The organism is Actinophytocola sediminis, from assembly GCF_054779715.1.
This window is the reverse complement of the sequence record NZ_BAAGXS010000010.1, coordinates 185,741-204,104: the sequence shown is the minus strand read 5'-3', so window position 1 is coordinate 204,104 and position 18,364 is coordinate 185,741. Positions and strand designations below refer to the sequence as shown.

18 protein-coding genes and 1 pseudogene are annotated in these 18,364 nt (G+C 71.5%); 9 read left to right on the top strand and 10 right to left on the bottom strand.

What is annotated here, in order from left to right; all coding sequences use genetic code 11:
- Nucleotides 1-239 (top strand): annotated as a pseudogene (locus ACYVIP_RS06885) (SAM-dependent methyltransferase); the annotation flags it as partial.
- Here ACYVIP_RS06885 and ACYVIP_RS06880 read toward each other — a convergent pair.
- Nucleotides 223-582 carry a DUF427 domain-containing protein gene (locus ACYVIP_RS06880; RefSeq protein WP_460393218.1) on the bottom strand — a complete coding sequence of 120 codons (360 nt, stop codon included), beginning with the start codon at nt 580-582 and terminating at the stop codon, nt 223-225. The pseudogene ACYVIP_RS06885 and the gene ACYVIP_RS06880 overlap by 17 nt on opposite strands.
- Before the next feature lie 136 nt (nt 583-718).
- On the opposite strand from ACYVIP_RS06880, the gene ACYVIP_RS06875 reads away from it, so the two are divergent.
- Nucleotides 719-1,657 carry an endonuclease/exonuclease/phosphatase family protein gene (locus ACYVIP_RS06875; RefSeq protein WP_460393216.1) on the top strand — a complete coding sequence of 313 codons (939 nt, stop codon included), beginning with the start codon at nt 719-721 and terminating at the stop codon, nt 1,655-1,657.
- Here ACYVIP_RS06875 and ACYVIP_RS06870 read toward each other — a convergent pair.
- Nucleotides 1,646-2,773, bottom strand: coding sequence for a hypothetical protein (locus ACYVIP_RS06870; protein ID WP_460393214.1), 1,128 nt, complete (start codon nt 2,771-2,773; stop codon nt 1,646-1,648). The genes ACYVIP_RS06875 and ACYVIP_RS06870 overlap by 12 nt on opposite strands.
- A 98-nt stretch (nt 2,774-2,871) precedes the next feature.
- Between ACYVIP_RS06870 and ACYVIP_RS06865 the strand changes: the two genes are divergently transcribed.
- On the top strand, nt 2,872-3,903 hold the full coding sequence (locus tag ACYVIP_RS06865) for a DUF2330 domain-containing protein (protein ID WP_460393212.1): 1,032 nt from the start codon (nt 2,872-2,874) through the stop codon (nt 3,901-3,903).
- Here ACYVIP_RS06865 and ACYVIP_RS06860 read toward each other — a convergent pair.
- Entirely contained in the window at nt 3,900-4,298 is a 399-nt protein-coding gene (locus ACYVIP_RS06860; protein ID WP_460393210.1) for an STAS domain-containing protein, read from the bottom strand. The genes ACYVIP_RS06865 and ACYVIP_RS06860 overlap by 4 nt on opposite strands.
- A 96-nt stretch (nt 4,299-4,394) precedes the next feature.
- Between ACYVIP_RS06860 and ACYVIP_RS06855 the strand changes: the two genes are divergently transcribed.
- The 4 genes from ACYVIP_RS06855 to ACYVIP_RS06840 all read left to right on the top strand — a co-directional run bounded on the left by ACYVIP_RS06855 (nt 4,395) and on the right by ACYVIP_RS06840 (nt 8,598).
- Nucleotides 4,395-5,678: a sensor histidine kinase gene (locus ACYVIP_RS06855; protein WP_460393208.1), complete on the top strand. Its 1,284-nt coding sequence runs from the start codon at nt 4,395-4,397 to the stop codon at nt 5,676-5,678.
- A 155-nt stretch (nt 5,679-5,833) separates the two neighbouring features.
- Nucleotides 5,834-6,484 carry a response regulator gene (locus ACYVIP_RS06850; protein ID WP_460393228.1) on the top strand — a complete coding sequence of 217 codons (651 nt, stop codon included), beginning with the start codon at nt 5,834-5,836 and terminating at the stop codon, nt 6,482-6,484.
- A 150-nt stretch (nt 6,485-6,634) separates the two neighbouring features.
- Nucleotides 6,635-7,516, top strand: a complete 882-nt coding sequence (locus ACYVIP_RS06845; RefSeq protein ID WP_460393206.1) for an ABC transporter ATP-binding protein — start codon at nt 6,635-6,637, stop codon at nt 7,514-7,516.
- Nucleotides 7,516-8,598, top strand: a complete 1,083-nt coding sequence (locus ACYVIP_RS06840; RefSeq protein ID WP_460393204.1) for an ABC transporter permease — start codon at nt 7,516-7,518, stop codon at nt 8,596-8,598. The genes ACYVIP_RS06845 and ACYVIP_RS06840 overlap by 1 nt, the downstream gene beginning before the upstream one ends.
- 40 nt (nt 8,599-8,638) lie before the next feature.
- Here ACYVIP_RS06840 and ACYVIP_RS06835 read toward each other — a convergent pair whose 3' ends face one another.
- The 6 genes from ACYVIP_RS06835 to ACYVIP_RS06810 all read right to left on the bottom strand — a co-directional run bounded on the left by ACYVIP_RS06835 (nt 8,639) and on the right by ACYVIP_RS06810 (nt 15,690).
- Nucleotides 8,639-8,887 carry a WhiB family transcriptional regulator gene (locus tag ACYVIP_RS06835; protein ID WP_460393202.1) on the bottom strand — a complete coding sequence of 83 codons (249 nt, stop codon included), beginning with the start codon at nt 8,885-8,887 and terminating at the stop codon, nt 8,639-8,641.
- Nucleotides 8,888-9,069: 182 nt separating this feature from the next.
- Nucleotides 9,070-9,918 (bottom strand): hypothetical protein, encoded by an 849-nt coding sequence (locus ACYVIP_RS06830; RefSeq protein ID WP_460393200.1) that lies wholly within the window; start codon nt 9,916-9,918, stop codon nt 9,070-9,072.
- Nucleotides 9,915-10,283 carry a hypothetical protein gene (locus ACYVIP_RS06825; RefSeq protein ID WP_460393198.1) on the bottom strand — a complete coding sequence of 123 codons (369 nt, stop codon included), beginning with the start codon at nt 10,281-10,283 and terminating at the stop codon, nt 9,915-9,917. The genes ACYVIP_RS06830 and ACYVIP_RS06825 overlap by 4 nt, the downstream gene beginning before the upstream one ends.
- A gap of 49 nt (nt 10,284-10,332) precedes the next feature.
- Nucleotides 10,333-14,802: an nSTAND1 domain-containing NTPase gene (locus ACYVIP_RS06820; protein ID WP_460393196.1), complete on the bottom strand. Its 4,470-nt coding sequence runs from the start codon at nt 14,800-14,802 to the stop codon at nt 10,333-10,335.
- A gap of 47 nt (nt 14,803-14,849) precedes the next feature.
- The gene (locus ACYVIP_RS06815) at nt 14,850-15,251 is read right to left on the bottom strand and encodes a hypothetical protein (protein ID WP_460393194.1); all 402 of its coding nucleotides are present in this window, start codon (nt 15,249-15,251) and stop codon (nt 14,850-14,852) included.
- Between the two features lie 46 nt (nt 15,252-15,297).
- A complete protein-coding gene (locus tag ACYVIP_RS06810; RefSeq protein ID WP_460393192.1) occupies nt 15,298-15,690 on the bottom strand; it encodes a hypothetical protein in 393 nt (130 codons plus the stop codon).
- Nucleotides 15,691-15,782: 92 nt separating this feature from the next.
- On the opposite strand from ACYVIP_RS06810, the gene ACYVIP_RS06805 reads away from it, so the two are divergent.
- Nucleotides 15,783-16,037 carry an amphi-Trp domain-containing protein gene (locus tag ACYVIP_RS06805; RefSeq protein ID WP_460393190.1) on the top strand — a complete coding sequence of 85 codons (255 nt, stop codon included), beginning with the start codon at nt 15,783-15,785 and terminating at the stop codon, nt 16,035-16,037.
- 26 nt (nt 16,038-16,063) lie between these two features.
- Complete coding sequence (locus ACYVIP_RS06800) at nt 16,064-16,717, top strand: hypothetical protein (protein WP_460393188.1); 654 nt, start codon at nt 16,064-16,066, stop codon at nt 16,715-16,717.
- 8 nt (nt 16,718-16,725) lie between these two features.
- Here ACYVIP_RS06800 and ACYVIP_RS06795 read toward each other — a convergent pair whose 3' ends face one another.
- A complete protein-coding gene (locus ACYVIP_RS06795; RefSeq protein ID WP_460393186.1) occupies nt 16,726-18,228 on the bottom strand; it encodes an acyl-CoA synthetase in 1,503 nt (500 codons plus the stop codon).
- Nucleotides 18,229-18,364: the final 136 nt, after the last annotated feature.

The window sequence follows — 18,364 nt, the reverse complement described above, 5'->3', positions numbered from 1 at the left end:
GGGGCGCGGTGGTGCACCGGCGGCCGAGCCCGTGGCGGCTCGGGCGCGACCAGGCCGCGCTGACCGCGCAGTGGCTGACCGGGTGGGTGGCGGCCGCGAGCGAACAGCGGCCCGACCTCGCGACCGCCGACTACCTGGATCGCCGGCTGGCCGCCTGTCAGGCCGGCGAGCTGCGCGCGACCGTCCACCACGAGGACCTGCTCGCGATCCCCGGACGGCTGGTCACGGCTGCTCGCTGATCTCCACCTTGCTGGCGTAGAACGCCACGTGCCCGGCGATCTCGGCCACCGCGGGATAGGGCTGCGGGTAGGTCCAGATCACGTCGGTGAGCTCGCCGTCGGGCAGGTCGACGCTGTAGTACGACGCGTCGCCCTTGTACGGGCAGAACGTCTGGGTGTCGGTCGGCCGCAGCAGCGTCTGGTCGACGTCGGCCAGCGGGACGTAGGACACCGCGGGATAGGTGGACTCGTACAGGCTCAACGCCGCCGTCGAGTCCGCGACGACCCGCTCGCCCACCCGCACGGTGACCCGCGCCGGGTTCGGCTTGATGCTGATCGGGTGGTCGGGACCTGGGACTCTCATTTCTCCTGGCATCGAGCAACCTTCCGCCGGTTCGACTGCGTTGTTGAGTGCAAGGCTTTCACCGGCCCGAATGTTCCCCAGGATCGGCCGGTGATCCGCCCCTACAATTCAGGTGTCCGGCTTGGACGGAGGGACGATGTCGCGTCGGGTCCACAGGGGGTCGTCCGGGCCGCTGGCCATGATCTTCGCCGTGCTCGCCGGGCTCGCGTTGCCGCTGGCGTTACCGGCCCAGGCCCAACAGCCGGTGTCCGCGCCGGTGGCGCGGTCGGTCGAGCACCAGGAGATCGGCCACGCGGTCGGCAACCAGCTGCACGTCATGTCGTTCAACCTGCGGTTCGCCTCGACCGCCGAGCCGAACTCGTGGGCGCGGCGCCGGCCGGTGATGGCCGAGCTGCTCGCCCGCGAGCTGCCGACCGTGCTGGCCACCCAGGAGGGTCTCTACCAGCAGGTACGGGACGTCGAGGCGGACCTGCCGGCGCAGTACGACTGGATCGGCGTCGGCCGGGAGGGCGGCAGCCGGGGCGAGTTCATGGCGGTCTTCTACGACACCGCACGGCTGGCGCCGTTGGCCTACGACCATTTCTGGCTGTCCGACACCCCGGACGTGGTCGGCTCGATGAGCTGGGGAAACCGCATTCCCCGGATGGCCACCCTGGTCAGCTTCCGCGACCGGCACACCGGGGCCGACTTCGTCGTGGTGAACACCCACCTCGACTCCGAGTCGGAGAGCGCCAGGGTGCGCGGCGCGCGGCTGATCCGCGAGCGGATCGCCGCCTTCGACCGGGACATGCCGGTGCTGCTGGCCGGCGACTTCAACGCCCCGGCGGGGGATTCGGTGACCTACGACATCCTCACCGCCGACCTGACCGACACCTGGCTCACCGCGCGCCGGCGTGGCCCGGTGTTCGAGACCTGGCACGGCTACCGCCCGCTGCGCCCGGACGGCCGGCGGATCGACTGGATCCTGACGCGGGGACCGGTGATCGTGCGTTCGGCCACCATCAACACCTTCGCCCGCGACGGGCAGTTCCCCTCCGACCACCTGCCCGTCCAGGCGGTGGTCTCACTCGGCTGAGGTGGTCACGCTCTCCAGCTGGCCGGTCAGCTCGTCGTACCAGTAGACCGTGGTTTCCTTGTGTGCCGGCGATCCCAGGCTGCCGGCCCGGGTGGTCATCAGGCCGGCGTCGACGTCGTCGGTGCCGCCGAACCAGCGCCACGGCTCGCCGTCCCGGTACACGTGCACCTTCTCCGGGAACCGGCCCTGCGGCGAGGTGATCTCGTAGCGCGGGCCGCCGGGCGCCTGGATGTCCAGCCCACCGTCGGCGCGGATGGTGAGGGTGACCACCAGGTTGCCCTGCGCGTCCTCGATCGGCGCCGGATCGCCGGCGTAGAACCGGCTCCGGCCCTCGCCCTTGACGTCCATGCCGTTGTAGTAGGTGATCCCGGCGCGGTCCATCCAGAAGTGCGGCACGTGCGCGCGCGGCGCGTCGTAGTCCCCGCCGGGGTAGTAGGCCAGGTGCCAGTGCGGCGGATTGTCCGCGTGCAGCGTGTTGTTGGTCTCGAAACCCATGAGGGAGAAGAAGTGCCCGCGCCGCCTGGCCCGCTCGATCAGCCCGGAGTCGCGCAGGATCGCCTCACAGGCCAGCAGCAGGTTGAGGTACGTCCTGGCCTGGGTGCCCGGCCAGGGGACCGTGTGCCAGACGCCGGCCACCCGGTCGGGGTCGTTGTGCTCGACGCGCCAGTGCAGCCCGCCCGCCGGTGACGGGCTCAGGAAACTCCACACCTGCAACGTCGACTGCAGCGCGTTGGTGTTCGCGGCGGTGACCGGGACGGTGAAGCTCACCGCGCCGTCCGGCTCGGGGGTGAGCGGCAGCCGCGACTTGCCGAACACCACCGCGGCGATCGGCACTCCCGGCCAGCGCACGGTCACCCGCACGCCGGCGTTCCTCGGGCCGTGGACGAACGAGTAGAACTCCGCCCGGCTCGGCACCTGGAACGTGTCGCCGGCGACCGGGGTGTAGCCGGCCGGCAGGATGATCTCCGGCTCGCCGGTGTCCGCCGGGATCGCCTTGACCAGCCGGAACGCGCCGTAGGCCGCCGGTTCCTCGGCTGGTTCCGTGGCTGAGGCCGTTGGCGTCAGCGGCGCGGCCATGGCGAGCAGGGACAGTACGACCAGCAGGCGTCGCCACATGAAGGAAGCGTAAAAGTCACAACTTACGAATAACAGGACCATCTGGTGGACAACTGACGAACAGGAACGGATGGCCGGTGCGCGACATCGTAGGGGCCATGCGAATGATCCGGCTGTTCCTCGTGCCGCTGGTCCCTGTCCTGTGGCTGGTCGGGTTCGGCCCCGGCGTGGCGGGTGCCTGCGCGTGCGGCGCGGTCATCACCGACGAGCGGCTGACCGACGTCGAGGAGACCGCGCTGGTCCAGCTCGACGCCGGGCAGGAGTCGGTCACGCTGAACATCGGCGGCGCGATCGAGGCGGACGAGGCCGCGTTCATCATGCCGGTGCCCACGCGGTCGACCTTCGAGCTGGCCGACGGCGCGGTGTTCGCCGAGCTCGACGAGCTGAGCGCGCCCCGGGTCGAGTACGAAGACGTGGTCATCGACGGTGACGGCGCGGGCGCCGGGGCGCCGGGCGACCAGGGCGTGACCGTCACCGATCACGTCGACGTCGGCCCGTTCGAGGTCGCCCAGCTGACCGGCGCGAACGCCGGCTCGGTGGCCGACTGGTTGGCGCGCAACGACTTCGTGCTCTCCGACGACCTCGCGACCGCGCTGACGCCGTACCTGGCGCAGGACTGGCTGGTGCTGGCCGTGCGGCTGACCCCCGACGGCGCCGAGACCTTCGCCGACGGCCTGCCGTCCATGCGGTTCACCTTCCCCGTCGACGAGCCGGTGTACCCGATGCGGCTGTCCGCGACCGCCGAGTACGCCCAGCCGTTCCGGCTCTACGTCCTCGCCGAGCACCGGATGGACGTCAGCAACCCCGCACCGGCCGACGACCCGGCGGAGCTGACCTACGCGGGCTGGGTGGATCCGGCGACGCTGACCGACTACCCGGAGCTGGCCGAACTGGTCGACGACCGCCGCTTCCTCACCCGCTATGACGCGAGGTTCGCCCCGGAGGACATCACCGGCGACATCACCTTCACCCGCGCCGCCAGCGATGAGGCCTACCGCGCGGTCGTGGTCGAGCGGCGGTATGTCCAGGGATCCTCGACCGGTCTGGTGGTGGCCGTGGTCGCCGGCGCGGTCGTGCTGCTCGGCGCGGGCGGTCTCGGCGTCGCCCGACTGCGCCGGTCGCGGCGTTAGGGCTGGTCGGAGGCCCGGGCGCCGAGTTCGCGCATGGCGTCGGACAGCGACTCGAACGTCGGGATGGCCGCGGCGACCCCGCTGGTGCGCAGTACCCGGATGGCCACGCTGTCGTGGGCCACCAGGCCGACGTGGCGTTCCTCGGCCCTGGCGCGCTCGGCCTGCTCCACCAGCACGCTGAGCCCGGCGGCGGACAGGAACGTGACCTTGGTCAGGTCGACCACGGTCACCGACGTCGTGCCGGCCTGGAACGCCTGTGCCAGAACGGGAGCGGTACGCAGATCGACCTCACCGGCGACGGTCACCACGAGCAGGTCCGGCCGGTAGGGAATCCGCCGGACCAGGATCGGCTTCGTGCTGCCGTTGACCTCGTCGTGACCAGGATGCTCGGACATGGCAGCCCCACCTCGGCTCGTTCGCCGACCACGCTACCGGTTGCCGGGTGGCGGATGCGGGGGTACCCGCCAAGGACCCGGCTATCTTGTCTGGTTATGGACAGCGGGACCGAGCGGTGGAGCCAGTGGCGACGGGATCCGCCGACGGCCGCGCAGCGGCGCCAGGACGTGCTCGTCGGGCTCGGCGTGCTCGTCGGCGGGCTCGTGATGACCACCCTCGCCAGCAACATGGGCGTGCAGTTGTGGGAGAGCATGCCGACGCTGACCGAGCAGCTGCTGTGGACGGCGGCGATCACCGCGCCACTGGTCGTGTGCCGCAGCTATCCGCTGGTCGTGTTGCTGGTCACCGGTGCGTTGCTCATCACCATGCAGGTCCGGCAGGCCGGCGACAGCTTCGTGCCCTCGGTCGCCCTGTTCCTCGCCATGTACAACAGCGGCGCGTGGGAGCGCAACCGCGTGGTGGCCCGCTGGTCGCGCATCGGCGTGATCGTGGCCATGTTCGGCTGGCTCACGATCGGCCTGGTCATGTACCTGTCCGGCCCGCCGGAGGACCTCCCCGGCGCGGCCGGGCCACTCGACCCGGTGCTGGCCTCCGTGCTGTACAACATCGGCTTCAACCTGATCTACTTCCTGGCCGCCTACTTCTTCGGTGAGCTGGCGTGGGTGTCGGCCAGGCGCCAGGCGGAGCTGGCATGGCGGGCCGAGCAGCTGCGCGCCTACCAGGAGGAGAACACCCGGGGCGCGATCGTCGCCGAACGCGTGCGCATCGCCCGCGACCTGCACGACGTCGTCGCCCACCACGTGTCGGTGATGGGGGTCCAGGCCGGCGCGGCCCGGCGGGTGCTCGACACCGACCGCGAACTGGCCAGCGGCGCGCTGCGCACGGTCGAGCAGACCGCGCGCACGGCCATCGGCGAGTTACACGGGCTGCTCGGCGTGCTGCGCGCCGAGCAGGACGGCGACCGGAGCCGGGAGCACCCGGCCGGGCTCGACCAGCTGCCGGAGCTGGTGGCCACGGCCAGGTCGGCCGGGATCGAGGTCGAGCACGGTGTCTACGGCCAGCCCCGGCCGGTGTCGGACGGAGTGGCGCTGTCGGTGTACCGGATCGTGCAGGAGGCGTTGACGAACGTGGTCAAGCACGCGCGGGCGCGCCGGGCCGAGGTCCGGGTCCGCTACCTGGACACCACCATCGAGGTCGAGATCACCGACGACGGTCGCGGCAGTGGCGTGAGCGGCGGCGCCGGCCTAGGACTGCTCGGCATGCGGGAGCGGATCGCGGTGCACGGCGGCGAGCTGGAGACCGGACCCCGCCAGGGGGCGGGCTACCGCGTCCGCGCCAGCTTCCCCGCGGCCGCCGCACCCGCGGAGGTCGGGTCATGAGCCGTATTCGATCAACCGCATGCGACAGCCCGCATGAGCCAAGTGGCTCCCCACCGCACCCAAGGGGAACGGAACGGAACCCAGCCACTGACACGCACAGCACCGGAAGCCATCAACCCGACGCAACGGAAACCTTTGATCCCGGGGAGGCGGTACTGCGTGTCGTGCTGGCGGATGACCAGGATCTGGTGCGTGCCGGGTTCCGGGTCATCCTGGGGGCGGAGGCGGACATCGAGGTCGTCGGGGAGGCGGGCGACGGGCTCGCGGCCGTCGAGCTGGCCGGCCGGTTGCGGCCGGACGTGGTGCTGATGGACGTGCAGATGCCCGGGATCGACGGGCTGGCGGCCACCCGGCGGATCCTCGGCGCGCGCGCCGACACCAAGGTCGTCATCCTGACCACCTTCGACCGGGAGGACTACCTGTTCGAGGCGCTGCGTGCGGGCGCGAGCGGGTTCCTGCTGAAGAACGCGTCGCCGGAGGACCTGGTCGACTCCGTGCGGATCGTCGCGCGCGGCGACGCGCTGCTCTCGCCGGAGGTCACCCGGCGGGTCATCGCGCGGTTCACCGTGCCGGGCGCGCCGATGCCGGCGAGCAGGCCGCCGCAGCTCACCGACCGGGAGTTCGAGGTGTTGGTGCAGCTGGCCAGGGGGGCGAGCAACGCCGAGATCGCGCGCGCACTGTTCCTCGGCGAGACCACGGTGAAGACCCACGTCTCCCGCGTCCTGACCAAACTAGCCCTCCGCGACCGCACCCACGCCGTGGTCTACGCCTACGAGAACGGCGTGGTCGCCCCCGGCACCGGCTGAAACGCAGCGAAGGGTCCCTTCACTGCACCTGACGCAGCGAAGGGACCCTTCGCTGCGTCAGGTGGGTCGCTGCCCGGGGGCCGTGAGGAGGACCTGGGGGTGGGTCTGGGGAGGGATGTGGTGGGGGGTCGGGGTTCGTAGGTTGTTGGCATGTTGACGGTTTCGGCGGTGAGCCGGCGGTTCGGGGACAAACAGGTGCTCGACGAGGTGTCCTTCGATGTGCTGCCGGGGCGGATGACCGGGTTCCTCGGTGCGAACGGGTCCGGCAAGACGACCACGATGCGGATCATCCTCGGGGTGCTCGCGCCCCACGGTGGCGCGGTGCGCTGGCGGGACGCGCCGGTGACCCAGGAGGTGCGCCAGCGGTTCGGCTACATGCCGGAGGAACGCGGCCTGTACCCGAAGATGAAGGTGGCCGAGCAGATCGTCTGGCTCGGCCGGCTGCACGGGCTGACCACGGCCAAGGCCAAGGACAACACCGACCGGCTGCTGGCCGACCTGGAGCTGACCGACCGGGCGGGCGACCGGCTGGAGGCGCTCTCGCTTGGCAACCAGCAGCGGGTGCAGGTCGCCGCGGCGCTGGTGCACGAGCCGGAGCTGCTCATCCTCGACGAGCCGTTCTCCGGCCTGGACCCGATCGCGGTGGACACCGTGCTCGGCGTGCTGCGCGAGCGGGCGGCCGACGGGGTGCCGGTGCTGTTCTCCAGCCACCAGCTCGCGGTCGTCGAGCGGCTGTGCGACGACCTGGTGATCATCTCCCGGGGCGCGATCGCCGCCGCCGGCGCGCGCGAGGACCTGCGCGCCAAGTACGGCACCACCCGCTTCGAGCTGGTCGTGGACGGCGACGCCGGCTGGCTGCGGGACCAGCCGGGGCTGCGGCTGGTCGACCTCGACGGCCCGCGCGCGGTGTTCGAGCTGGACACACCAGACGCCGAGCAGCGGGTGCTGCGGGCCGCGCTGGACCGGGGGCCGGTCCGGGCGTTCACCCCGGTCGTGCCGACCCTCGACCAGATCTTCAAGGAGGTCATCTGATGGCGAGCTCGTTCGGCTCGGCGACCCGGCTGGTCGCCGAGCGGGAGATCCAGACGTTCCTGCGGATGAAGGGCTTCTGGATCGGCCTCGCGGTGCTGGTCGTCGGACTGTTCGCGGCGGCGATCCTGCCGTCGGTGTTCGGCGGCGACCAGGACGAGGTCGCGGCCGTCGGCCCGCAGGCCGTGCGGGTGCTGGCCGACGCCGACCTCGACGTCCGCGAGGTGGCCGACGTGGCGGCGGCCGAGGACCTGGTGCGTGCCGAGGAGGTCAAGGCGGCGGTCGTGCCGGACACCACGGGCGGGTCGACCACCGGGGTGCGGGTGATGGCGCTCAACGACGTGCCCAACAGCGTGGTGGCCCAGCTGAACACCGCGCCCCCGGTCGACCTGCTGGACGCGGCGGCCATCAGCCAGGGCGTGCGCCAGCTCGTGATCATGGTGTTCGCGTTGGTGTTCCTGATGTTCGGCATGGGCGGCGCGGCGATCGCGCAGAGCACGGTCACCGAGAAACAGACCAGGATCGTGGAGATCCTGGTCGCCACGGTCCCGGTGCGCGCGCTGCTCGCCGGCAAGATCATCGGGCACGCGCTGCTCACCCTGGGGCAGGTCGTGGTGCTGGCGGTGGCCGCGCCGATCGCGTTGCGGATCGGCGGCCAGTCGGAGCTGCTGACCCTGATCGCGCCCGCGCTCGGCTGGTTCGTGCCGTTCCTGTGCCTCGGTTTCGTGTTGCTGGCCGCGATCTGGGCGGTGGCCGGGTCGGTGGTCAGCCGCCAGGAGGATCTCGGGTCGAGCATGGGCCTGGTGATGATCCTGGTGATGGGCCCGTACCTGGCGGTGAACATCGTGTCCGACAACGCCGCGGTGATGACCGTGCTGTCCTATGTGCCGTTCTCCTCGGCGATCGCGATGCCGCTGCGGATGTTCGCCGAGGAGGCGGCACCGTGGGAAGCGTTGGTGTCGTTGGGTTTGCTCGCCGGCACGGTGGTGCTGATCGTGCTGCTGGCGAGCAGGCTGTACGAGGGATCGCTACTGCGCACCGGCGGCCGAGTGGCCCTGTCAAAGGCCTGGGCGAGCGCGGAGTAGCGGAGCACGGCGGCCGACCCGCGAGGGTCGGCCGCCCGTGTCATGCGGCGCGGGTTCGGCGGGACAGCTCGCGGCGCTCGGATTCCGTTGTGCCGCCGAAGATGCCGGCGTCGAGGGCATTGTCCATTGCGTACTCGAGGCACGCGGTGCGCACCGGGCAGTGGGCGCACACGGCCTTGGCCGCGGCGGTCTGGCGGGCGCCGGGGCCGGCTTCGGAGATCGGGAAGAACAGTTCGGGATCTTCGTCGCGGCAGGCGGCGTCCTGCCGCCAGTCGTCATGGATGTTCATCGCGATGCCGCCTCCCATCACGGCGTGGGCCCGCGCAGGTGTGCATCTGGCGAGCTGTGGTTGATGGACGCATACCGCACCGTCAGCGGTGCGGGGAATGATCTTTCGGCGCTCCGGGAAGCGCCGACCAGACCAATGGTATGCGGTACAACCACTATCCGCATGGGAGTTATTCCGCCCGGTCAGCGGCGGGCGGCGCGTTCCACCTCGGCGAGGTCGTCGGCGGTGACCAGACGGTACTCGGCGATGCGCTTGCCGACGGCGAACCTCGGGTTCTGGATGCGGCCGCTGCGGGCCTCGGCGTACGGGTCGGCCAGCTCACCGAAGGCGATCTGGGAGACCGCGCGGATCGCGTCGTCGACCCGCTGCGGCCGGTCGAGGTTCCACGCGTGGCCGCCGCGCCATTCCAGCACCCGCTCGTAGATGCGCCGGTTGGTCGGCGGGAACGGGGAGTCGTCGTCGCCGATCAGCCACGGCTCGGCCAGCGCCAGCGCCACGTACCACTCCTTGGACAGCCGGGTCAGCTGCCCCTTGCGCAGATGCGGTTTGAGGTCGGTGTCCCGGCCCCTGGCCGCGAGGATCGTGCCGTCGGTGCCGTCGGCCGTCGAGATGGTGAAGGTCAGCAACAGGTCGGTGAACAGGTCCATGCCGACCTGCTTGCCGGCCAACACCACCAGCTCGTTCTTGCCGTGGTCCAACAACGCGGACATCTCCCGGACCAACGTCACCCGGCGCGCGCCCCCAGGCGCGTCCAGCAGACTCGAGAGCCGGCCCTCGTTGCCGCCAAGCCAGCGCAGCGTGACCGCCTCCTCGCCGACCACCAACTCGGCCAGCACCCCGGAGACGTGGCGTGCGCAGTTGGGCAACCGGACCGCGACCCGGCCATGACCGGAGGTGTACGCGCCGTGCGGGTCGCGGCCGAAGACCAGGCGCTCACCGGAGTGCAGCCGGACCGGGTGCAGGTCGCCCCCACGCACCATGACCTGCAACATGCCGCTCCTCAACGCCGTGCCGGCCATCAGCGTACTCACCGGGCACGCTCGGCGAGCCGGAACAGCAGCACGGCCAGCAGCACCGGCACGATCGACCACGGCATGATCGATCCGGTGAGCAGCACGATCACGAAGCTGAACAGCTGCACTCCCAGGTACAGCGGGGGACCCCACGACCGGCGCAGCCACGCGCCGCCGATGCCGACCAGGGCCGCCACCCCCAGGGTCATCGAGGTCACCACGAAGAACAGGTCGCCGCCATCGAGCGAGGCACCATGGCTCGTCTCGTCCACCACCGACATGATGATCAGCGCGAGCGCCGCCACGTTGGCCACCGTGACGAGCACCAGCAGCGCGATCATGCCGGCGCCCAGTCTCGGCCGGGAATTCGTTGTCGTCGTCATGATTCAGCACGGTAGATCGCCGGGAACGCTGGCACAGGTGGAAGTTTCCTCAGCAGACCGCGTCGAGATCCGGCACGTCGGCGTCGCGCAGATCGGCGCAGATCTGGTCGGCCGCCTCCTCCGGATCGACCAGCCAGACGCCGACATCGGTGTCCGTGCCACCGGTCGCCAGCCGCGTGCCGTCCGGGGAGAACTCGATCCGGTTGATCGCCGCGCCGTGGCCGTGCAGCACGGCGATCAGTTCCCGCTTCTCGATGTCCCACAGCCGCACCAGTGAGTCCTCAGTGGTCACCGAGGCCAACGTGGTGCCGTCCGGGGAGATCGCGAGCGCGCGGACCCCGGAGGGATGCTGGCCGAAGGACTCCCGGTGCTCGCCGGTCGTGGCGTCGCGCAGTTGGAGGTCGCCGGGGGTGCCCGCGACGATCAGCGTGTCGCCGTCCTGGGTGAACACCATCGCGTTGAGCGTGTCCTCGCTGATCGGCCGCCGCTGGTCACCGCTGAACGACGGCACCCGCCAGGTGACCATGTTCGTGGCGGCCACGCCGCCGGTCGGGCCGGCGCCGGCACTCGGCGCGAGCGGGGTGTTGGTCAGCGCCCGCAGGGTGTCGCCGTCGGGGGAGAAGAGCAGCTCGACCGGCCACTGCTCGTCGAGCTTGAGCTCGGCCTGTTGGGTGAGCGTCTCGATGTCCCAGACGGTGATCCGGTGGTCCTCGCCGGCCGGGGTGTCGTCGGCGACCGCCTCGTGCCCGGCGGCCAGCCAGCGGCCGTCGGGGGACACCGCCAGCGCACCGCGGAACACCCTGCCCGCCAGGGCGATCGAGCGCGGCGCCACGCTGACCCGCCGAGGCGGGTTGACGACGAAGGTCGCGTTGTTGGACGCGATGATCCTGGTGCCGTCCTTGGTGTAGGCCACCCCGAAGACCCCGCTGTCGACCCGGCCGGGCTGGATGGCCTGCTCACTGGTGGTCAGATCCCAGGAGAACAGCCCGCCGTCGGCCTCCCCGGCGGTGAGCCGCTGACCGTCCGGATGGAACGCCAGTCCGGTGATCGAGCCCTCCGGCTCGATGTGCCAGCCCTCGTTGGTCAGCCACCGCAGGATGGTGCCGTCGCTGTTGGCCGCCATCCTGGTCCGCCCGTCGCCGGACACCGCGACCGCCAGCACCGTGCTGCCGCCCGACGTGCCGGTGCGCGGCCCCTGTGGCAGCCCGCCCATGTAGGCGCCGCTGATCGGGTTCCACAGGCTGATCGTGTTCGCGTCGCTGTTGGTGTACAACACCGAGCCGTCCATGGAGAACGTCATCGCCGACGGGCCCTGACCGGGGTCGCTCGCGTGCCGGGTGACGTCGGGCATCTGCCGTACCGCCCGGCCGTCGCGCGGGTTCCAGAAGCGGATCATGTTGTCCGTCACGCCGCCGGTGGCCAGCAGGTCCTTGGACATGGCCACCAGCACCGGGGCGGACTCCGGGTCCACGGAGTTGTCCCGGTGGTCGGTGTTGCTGCTGATCAGCTTCGCGGTCGCCGGCTCCCACAGCTCGACCCCGCCGTCGGCCCGGCCGATCGCGAGCCGGTCGCCGTCGACCCCGTAGGCCAGGGTGAAGGTGGCCTGCGCCTGGCTGGCGACCCACCGGAGCACCCCGCCGGTGCGCGGGTCCCACTCGGGGACCCAGGCGCTGCCGTCGGCGCGCACGGTCACCGCCGCGATGGCCTTGCCGTCCGGCCGCCAGGCCACCGCGCCGATCCCGGGGTAGTCGGCCATCAGCCTGCTCACCTGGCGTCCACTGTGGACGTCCCAGATGTACACACCGGACTTGTCGTTCTCGGAGTCCAAACTGGACGTCGCGAGCAGGGAGCCGTCCGGGGAGAACTTCACCGCGGCGACCGCGCCGGTGTTGGCGATCTCGACGTCGCGTGCCCTGCCGGCTTCGATGTCCCACAACACGATCTCGCCGTCGCCGTTGCCGACCGCGATCAACGTGCTGTCCGGGTTGATGTCCGCGGCCCGCACGTTGTCGATCCCGGTCTGGACGGCGGCCGGGTAGCTGAGCATCCGCGCGGACAGCAGCGCGCCGCGGGCCTCCGGGGTGTGGCTCGCCCGCCAGCCCCGGACCGCGTTGCGCATCGCCGACACCGGGTCGATCTCGCCCTCGGCCAGCGACTGCGCGGCGAACTGACGTGACAGCGCGACATTGCGCTCCCGCTCGGCGTCGCTGTACGCGACCACCGCGACGAACCCGGCGACCAGCGCGAGCACCAGCAGCGTGGTGAGCCCGGCGACCAGCCCGCGCAGCCGGCGCGTGCGCCGCCTGCGGTCGCGGTCGCTGGCCTGGAGGAACGACCACTCGTCCTTGGTCAGGTCCGCGCGGTTGGCCGCCCAGTCCAGCGCGGCGGCCAGCCGGGCGCCCCGGTACAGGTCGGCCCGGTCCTGGCCGCCGGCCCGCCAGCCGGTCGACGCCTCGTCCAGCTGCTGGCGGATCAGCAGGCCCTGCCGGTCCTCGGCGACCCACTCGCCCAGCCGGGGCCACGCGGTCAGCAGCGCGTCGTGGGACAGCGTCACGCTGTCCCGGTCGACGGTGACCAGCCGGGCGGTGACCAGACTTTCCAGCACCCGTGGGGGAATGTCGGCGCGCGCGGCCCGCCGGCGCGCGATGGCACCGCCGTCGAGCAGGGTGACCATCCGCAGCATCGCCGCGCGCAGCACGTACTGGTCGTACTCGTTGAGCCGCGTGTACACCCCGTCCGCGGTGAGCGCGACCGCGCGGTCCACCCCGCCGGTCTCCTGGTATCCCTTGAGCGTCAACACGTTGCCCGACCGGTTGTGCCAGGTCTCGCGCAGCGCGTGCGCCAGTCGGGGCAGCGCGCCGGGGTCGCGCCCCGCGCCGACGTCGGTGATCAACCGCTCGACCAGGCCGGGCTCGAGCACCAGCCCGGCGGCCTCGGCCGGCTTGGTGACCACCTGGGCCAGCTCGTCGACGGTGAGCGGCCCCAGCACGTACGGGGCGGCGAGCGCCGGCTTGAGCGGGGCCAGGGTGATGCAGTGCTCGACGAAGTCCGCGCGCACCGCGAGCACCACCCTGGCCGGCCCCGCGCTGGCCAGCGCGGTCACGAACGCCTCCCGCTCGTGCGGGTCGACGGTCTGGGTGAACAGCTCCTCCAACTGGTCGACCGCGATCACCAGCGGGGCGTCCGAGCTGGCGACCGCGCTGCGGCACACCTCGCCGAGCGAGGTCGGCCGCTGGTAGAGCTGCCAGGCCAGTCGCTGCGCGTCGGTGTGGGTGAGCGCGGCCAGCCGGGCGGCCAGGGTGCCGATCGGGCGTTCCCCCGGGGTCATCGCCAGCCGGGGCGCGGTCGGGTCCTGCCTGGTGTGCGCGGCCAGCAGGCCCGCGTGCAGCAGCGAGGACTTGCCGGCGCCGGACGCGCCGACCACCAGCAGCGGCCCGGCGGCGGCGTGCTGGCGGGCCAGCCGGGCGAGCAGGTCGCGCACCGCCTGCTCCCGGCCGAAGAACCACTCGGCCTCGGCGGCGCCGAAGCTCTGCAGCCCGGGATAGGGGCAGCGGTCGTGCACCACGCTCGTCGGCGGTTCGGCGGTCGCCTGCCGGCCGCCGAAGGTCGCGAGCAGCCGCACGAAGTAGGTCTGGCCGGGGTCGGCGCCGCTTGGCAGGTCGATCACCGCGGCGGTCGGCGCCTCGGCGGTGACCGAGGTGGCCGCGGCCATCAGCTCGCCCGCGGTGGGGTAGCGGCGCCTGGGGTCCTTGTCCATGCCGGTCCGCACGACCAGGTCCATGGCGGACGGGATGCGGCGGTCGAACAGCGACGGCGCCGGGGGCGGATCGTTGAGCTGCGCAGCGAGCTTGCCGACGGTGTCCGGGGCGGGGAAGGGCACCCGGCCGGTGAGGCACTGGAACAGCACGCACGCCAGGGAGTACACGTCGGAGGCGGCGTCCACGTCGTCGCGCATCAGGCGCTCGGGCGCCATGTAGTCCAGGGTGCCGATCTGCTCGCCGGTCTGGGTCAGCTTGGTGACCTCCGGCGCGATCGACCTGGCGATGCCGAAGTCGGCCAGATAGGCGGTGCCGTCCGCGTCGAGCAGGATGTTGGCCGGCTTGATGTCGCGGTGCAGCACGTTCTTCGCGTGTGCCGCGTCCAGCGCGCCGGCCACCTGGCCGAGGATCTCGTTGGCGCGTACCGGATCCAGCGGCCCGTTGGCCAGCAGGCGTTTCAGGTCGGGGCCGTCGACCAGTCGCATGTCGAGGTAGAGCTGACCGTCGATCTCGCCGTGGGCGTTGATCGGCACGATGTGTGGTGAGTTCAGGTCGGCGGCGATCCTGGCCTCCCGCCGGAACCTCGCCCGGAACTCCTCGCCCGCCACGCCGGGCAGGCGTTTGAGCGCCACATAGCGTCGGTGCACGGTGTCGTAGGCGCGGTGGACCTCGCCCATGCCACCGCGCCCGAGTAACTCCTCGATCCGGTAGGGCCCGAACAACTCCGCCGCGACGTCGTCGGTCGACACCGCATCACTCATCGAGGCCTCCCCAGTAGCGTCGGCTCAGCCTACGGGCTGTGGCGAATCTACTTGCACAGGGCGAACATCTGGTCGAGCGCGGTGTTCTGCTCTGCGGGGGTCAGGTTGGCCCACAGGAAGTGGCGGACCGCGTCGACGCATTCGGACAACTCGGTGCGGGTGCTCTCCAGCTCGGCGATCCTGGCCGAGGTGTCGACCCGCGCCTGCTCGACCTCGGCGCCGCGGTCGGTCACCCTGGCGAGCTCGGTGCGCCGGTCGTCGAGCGTGCCGGCGGCGGTGTCCCGGTCCCCGCTGGCCGCGATGTAGAGGGCGACGAACACCCCGGCGGTGGCCATCAGCGCCACCACGGCCACCCACAGCACGGTCGCGGTGCGTCTGGCGGCCAGCCGGGGTGTCGGCGGCAACGGGCCGTAGGCCATGGGCATCGGCGGTGGCATGGGCGGTGGCATCGGGGGTGGCATGGGCGGACGTGGTCCGGTGTAGGGGGTCATGGCCTCAGGCCTCACAGTCCACGAGCAGTTGGTCGAAGGCGGCGTCGAAGGCCGCCTCGTCGGCGCGGGTGCCCGCGTCGATGGTGGTCCTCGCCGAGTCGGCACAGGTCTGGAGCTCGGTCACGACGCCGTCCAGCTCCGTCCGCTCCGCGTCCAGGTCGTCCACAGTGGACTCCAGCTCGGTCAGCTCGGCCCGCTCGGTGGCCAGTTCCCGCTCGGTGCCCGCGATCTCGGCGTCCAGCCGGCCGATCGCCGCGCGCTCGAGGACGAACAGCACGACGAACAGCCCGGCGACCGCGACCAGCATGCCGACGACCACCGCCAGCGCGGACACCGTGCTCCGCCGCACCCGCGGCGGGTACAGGTTGGTCATGGTGTTGGTAATGGTGTTGGTCATGGTGGGTTCACTCCTCCGGTTCGGTGCGCGTCCCATACTGCGGAGCCGGGGGTCCTGTCCGTAAGCGGAAACATCCAGGGTTGAATGTGCGCGTGGCCAAGGAACCGAGAGACATCGAACGCATCTACTCCACCGCCGACGTCGTCGCGAAGCTGCGCAGGCTCGCCGACGCGCTGGAATCCGAGTCGTCCTTCCGGATCCAGATCGCGGGTGAGCGCTTCCGGGTCCCGGTCGGCGCGCAGTTCTCCATCGAGCACGAGCGCGGCGACGACGAGGAGGAGATCGAGTTCCAGCTCAAGTGGAAGCTCACCGACGATGACGACGAGGACGGCCAGACGCTCGTCTGAGCCGAACCGTCGGCCATAATGGTCCGGTGGACGCCTATCGCGCGGAGTGTGCGGAGATCGAGGCGGTCTGGCAGCGGGAGATCGCGAGCGCGGACGGCCCGCTGCCCGGCTCCCGGCTGACCGCGCTGGTGACCCCGCAGGGTTGGTGCGGGCAGTTGGTGCCCGCCGACGGCGGGTGGGCGGTGCGGGTGCTGTCCGCGTCGAAGGTCATCGTCGCCGCGCTCGCCACCGCCTACCACCTGCCGGAGTCGGCGATCACCATGCGGCCCAACGGCGAACGGGCGGTGTTCGTCTGGGCCTACCGCACCGCCGGCGGCGCGGACTACCACCGGGCCTGGCCGCACCCGCCGCTGGACGGCAGCGAGTACGTCGACATCCAGCGGGAGAAGCCGGGCACCAGCCTGCTCGACCTAGTCCAGCTGACCACCAGGGCGCGCGCCTACCAGGAGTCCTGGACCGCGCTGCGCACCGGGCGGGCGGTGGACATGGGGCAGGTGGTGCGCCGGTACCAGCGGCTGCGCGCCGGCGTGCACGACCTGCTGCCGCACACCCCGGCCGACCAGATCCGCGACATCCTGCTGCAGGTCGGCGTCAACCGGGAGGCACTGCCCGACGACCTCGCGGCCACCATCGGCTACCCGGCCGGCAGCGAGCTGACCGTGCCCTTCCCCCGGTCCTGAGTTGCGGCTCAGTACTCCGCGAACGTGGCGCGCACCTTGGCCTTCTGCACCTTGCCGGACGCGGTGCGGGGCAACGTGTCGGTGAACGTGACCGACTTCGGGATCTTGTACCGCGCGATCCGCCCGGCGAGGTGGTCGAGCAGCTCGGCCGGCTCGGGGGAGAAGCCGGCGCGCGGCACGACCACCGCCCGGCCGACCTCGCCCCACTTCTGGTCGGGGACACCGATGACCGCGCACTCGGCGACCGCGGGGTGGGCCAGCAGCGCGTCCTCGACCTCGGCCGGGTAGATGTTCTCCCCGCCGGAGATGATCACGTCCTTGATCCGGTCCCGGATGTAGAGGTAACCGTCCTCATCGGACACCGCGACGTCCCCGGTGCGCAGCCAGCCGTCGGCCGACAGCACGCCGGCGGTCTCGTCCGGCCGGTTCCAGTAGCCGGACATCACGTTCGGGCCGTGCAGCACCACCTCGCCCGGCTCGCCGGCGGCGACCGGCTCGCCCGCCTGGTCGACCAGCCGGACGTCGGTGAAGAAGCACGGGGTGCCGGCCGAGCCCGCCTTGTCCCGGCTTTCCCTGGCACGCAGGAACAACCCGCTCGGCGCCGACTCGGTCAGCCCGTAGCCCTGCAGGAAGGTCAGGCCGCGCCGCTGGTAGGTGCTGATCACGTGCTGCGGGACGGGGGAGCCGCCGCAGATCAGCGTGCGCACCGACGACAGGTCGGCACTGGCCCAGCCGTCGCTGTCGGCGATGGCCTGGAACATCGCCGGCACGCCGAACAGGTAGGTCACCCGGTGCTCGGCCACCAGCCGCAGGGTCGCCGCCGGGTCGAACGCGGCCATCAGCACCACGGTGCCGCCCTTGAGCAGGGTGGGCAGCACGGTCTGGTTCAGCGCGGCGACGTGGAACATCGGGGCGTTCACCAGGGTCACCTCGTCGCCGGCGAGGTCGACGTCGATCAGCACGTTGAAGCTGTTCCAGTGGATGTTCGCGTGCGAGAGCGCCGCGCCCTTCGGGTGCCCGGTGGTGCCCGAGGTGTACATGATCATGGCGATGTCGTCCCGGTCGACCGGCTCGTCGACCGGCGTGCTGGGCGCGGTGTCCACCAGGCGCGCGTAGGTGTCCAGGTCGAGCACGTGCGGGAGGTCGATCAGCGTGCTCAGCTCTGCGGCGTGCCGGTCGTGCGACGGCGCGTGCACCAGCACCGAGGTGCCGCTGTCACCGAGGATGTAGGCCAGTTCGGTCGGCGTGAGCCGGGCGTTGAGCGGCACGAAGATGGCGCCCAGCTTGGCCGTGCCGAACAGCGCCTCCAGGAACGTGCCGTGGTTGGGCCCGAGGTAGGCCACCCGGTCGCCGCTGCCGAGGCCGAGCCCGGACAGCGCGTGCGCGAACCGGGTACTGCGCTCGTGTAACTCCCGGTAGTTCGACTCCCGGCCATCGTCGCGGACGGCCACCTGCTCCGGCGCCATCCTTGCCCGTCGTGCGGTCCACGATCCGATTCCCTGGTCACGCATGGCTTTGCTCGCGTTTCTCGAGGCCGGGTGGCGCGGTCACCCTAACCGTTGACGAACCAGGCGTCGATATGCAACCTTTGTGATCCCGGTTCGCAAGAAGTCGACGGATCAACGCAAATTGCATGGTGACGATTCG

What these genes read in the sequence shown, in the direction of transcription:
- ACYVIP_RS06860 (WP_460393210.1), bottom strand. Translation starts at nt 4,298, where the DNA reads ATGTCCGAGCATCCTGGTCACGACGAGGTCAACGGCAGCACGAAGCCG.
- ACYVIP_RS06875 (WP_460393216.1), top strand. Translation starts at nt 719, where the DNA reads ATGTCGCGTCGGGTCCACAGGGGGTCGTCCGGGCCGCTGGCCATGATC.
- ACYVIP_RS06820 (WP_460393196.1), bottom strand. Translation starts at nt 14,802, where the DNA reads ATGAGTGATGCGGTGTCGACCGACGACGTCGCGGCGGAGTTGTTCGGG.
- ACYVIP_RS06880 (WP_460393218.1), bottom strand. Translation starts at nt 582, where the DNA reads ATGAGAGTCCCAGGTCCCGACCACCCGATCAGCATCAAGCCGAACCCG.
- ACYVIP_RS06845 (WP_460393206.1), top strand. Translation starts at nt 6,635, where the DNA reads ATGTTGACGGTTTCGGCGGTGAGCCGGCGGTTCGGGGACAAACAGGTG.
- ACYVIP_RS06795 (WP_460393186.1), bottom strand. Translation starts at nt 18,228, where the DNA reads ATGCGTGACCAGGGAATCGGATCGTGGACCGCACGACGGGCAAGGATG.
- ACYVIP_RS06835 (WP_460393202.1), bottom strand. Translation starts at nt 8,887, where the DNA reads ATGAACATCCATGACGACTGGCGGCAGGACGCCGCCTGCCGCGACGAA.
- ACYVIP_RS06810 (WP_460393192.1), bottom strand. Translation starts at nt 15,690, where the DNA reads ATGACCAACACCATTACCAACACCATGACCAACCTGTACCCGCCGCGG.
- ACYVIP_RS06870 (WP_460393214.1), bottom strand. Translation starts at nt 2,773, where the DNA reads ATGTGGCGACGCCTGCTGGTCGTACTGTCCCTGCTCGCCATGGCCGCG.
- ACYVIP_RS06815 (WP_460393194.1), bottom strand. Translation starts at nt 15,251, where the DNA reads ATGCCACCGCCCATGCCACCGCCGATGCCCATGGCCTACGGCCCGTTG.
- ACYVIP_RS06825 (WP_460393198.1), bottom strand. Translation starts at nt 10,283, where the DNA reads ATGACGACGACAACGAATTCCCGGCCGAGACTGGGCGCCGGCATGATC.
- ACYVIP_RS06855 (WP_460393208.1), top strand. Translation starts at nt 4,395, where the DNA reads ATGGACAGCGGGACCGAGCGGTGGAGCCAGTGGCGACGGGATCCGCCG.
- ACYVIP_RS06865 (WP_460393212.1), top strand. Translation starts at nt 2,872, where the DNA reads ATGCGAATGATCCGGCTGTTCCTCGTGCCGCTGGTCCCTGTCCTGTGG.
- ACYVIP_RS06840 (WP_460393204.1), top strand. Translation starts at nt 7,516, where the DNA reads ATGGCGAGCTCGTTCGGCTCGGCGACCCGGCTGGTCGCCGAGCGGGAG.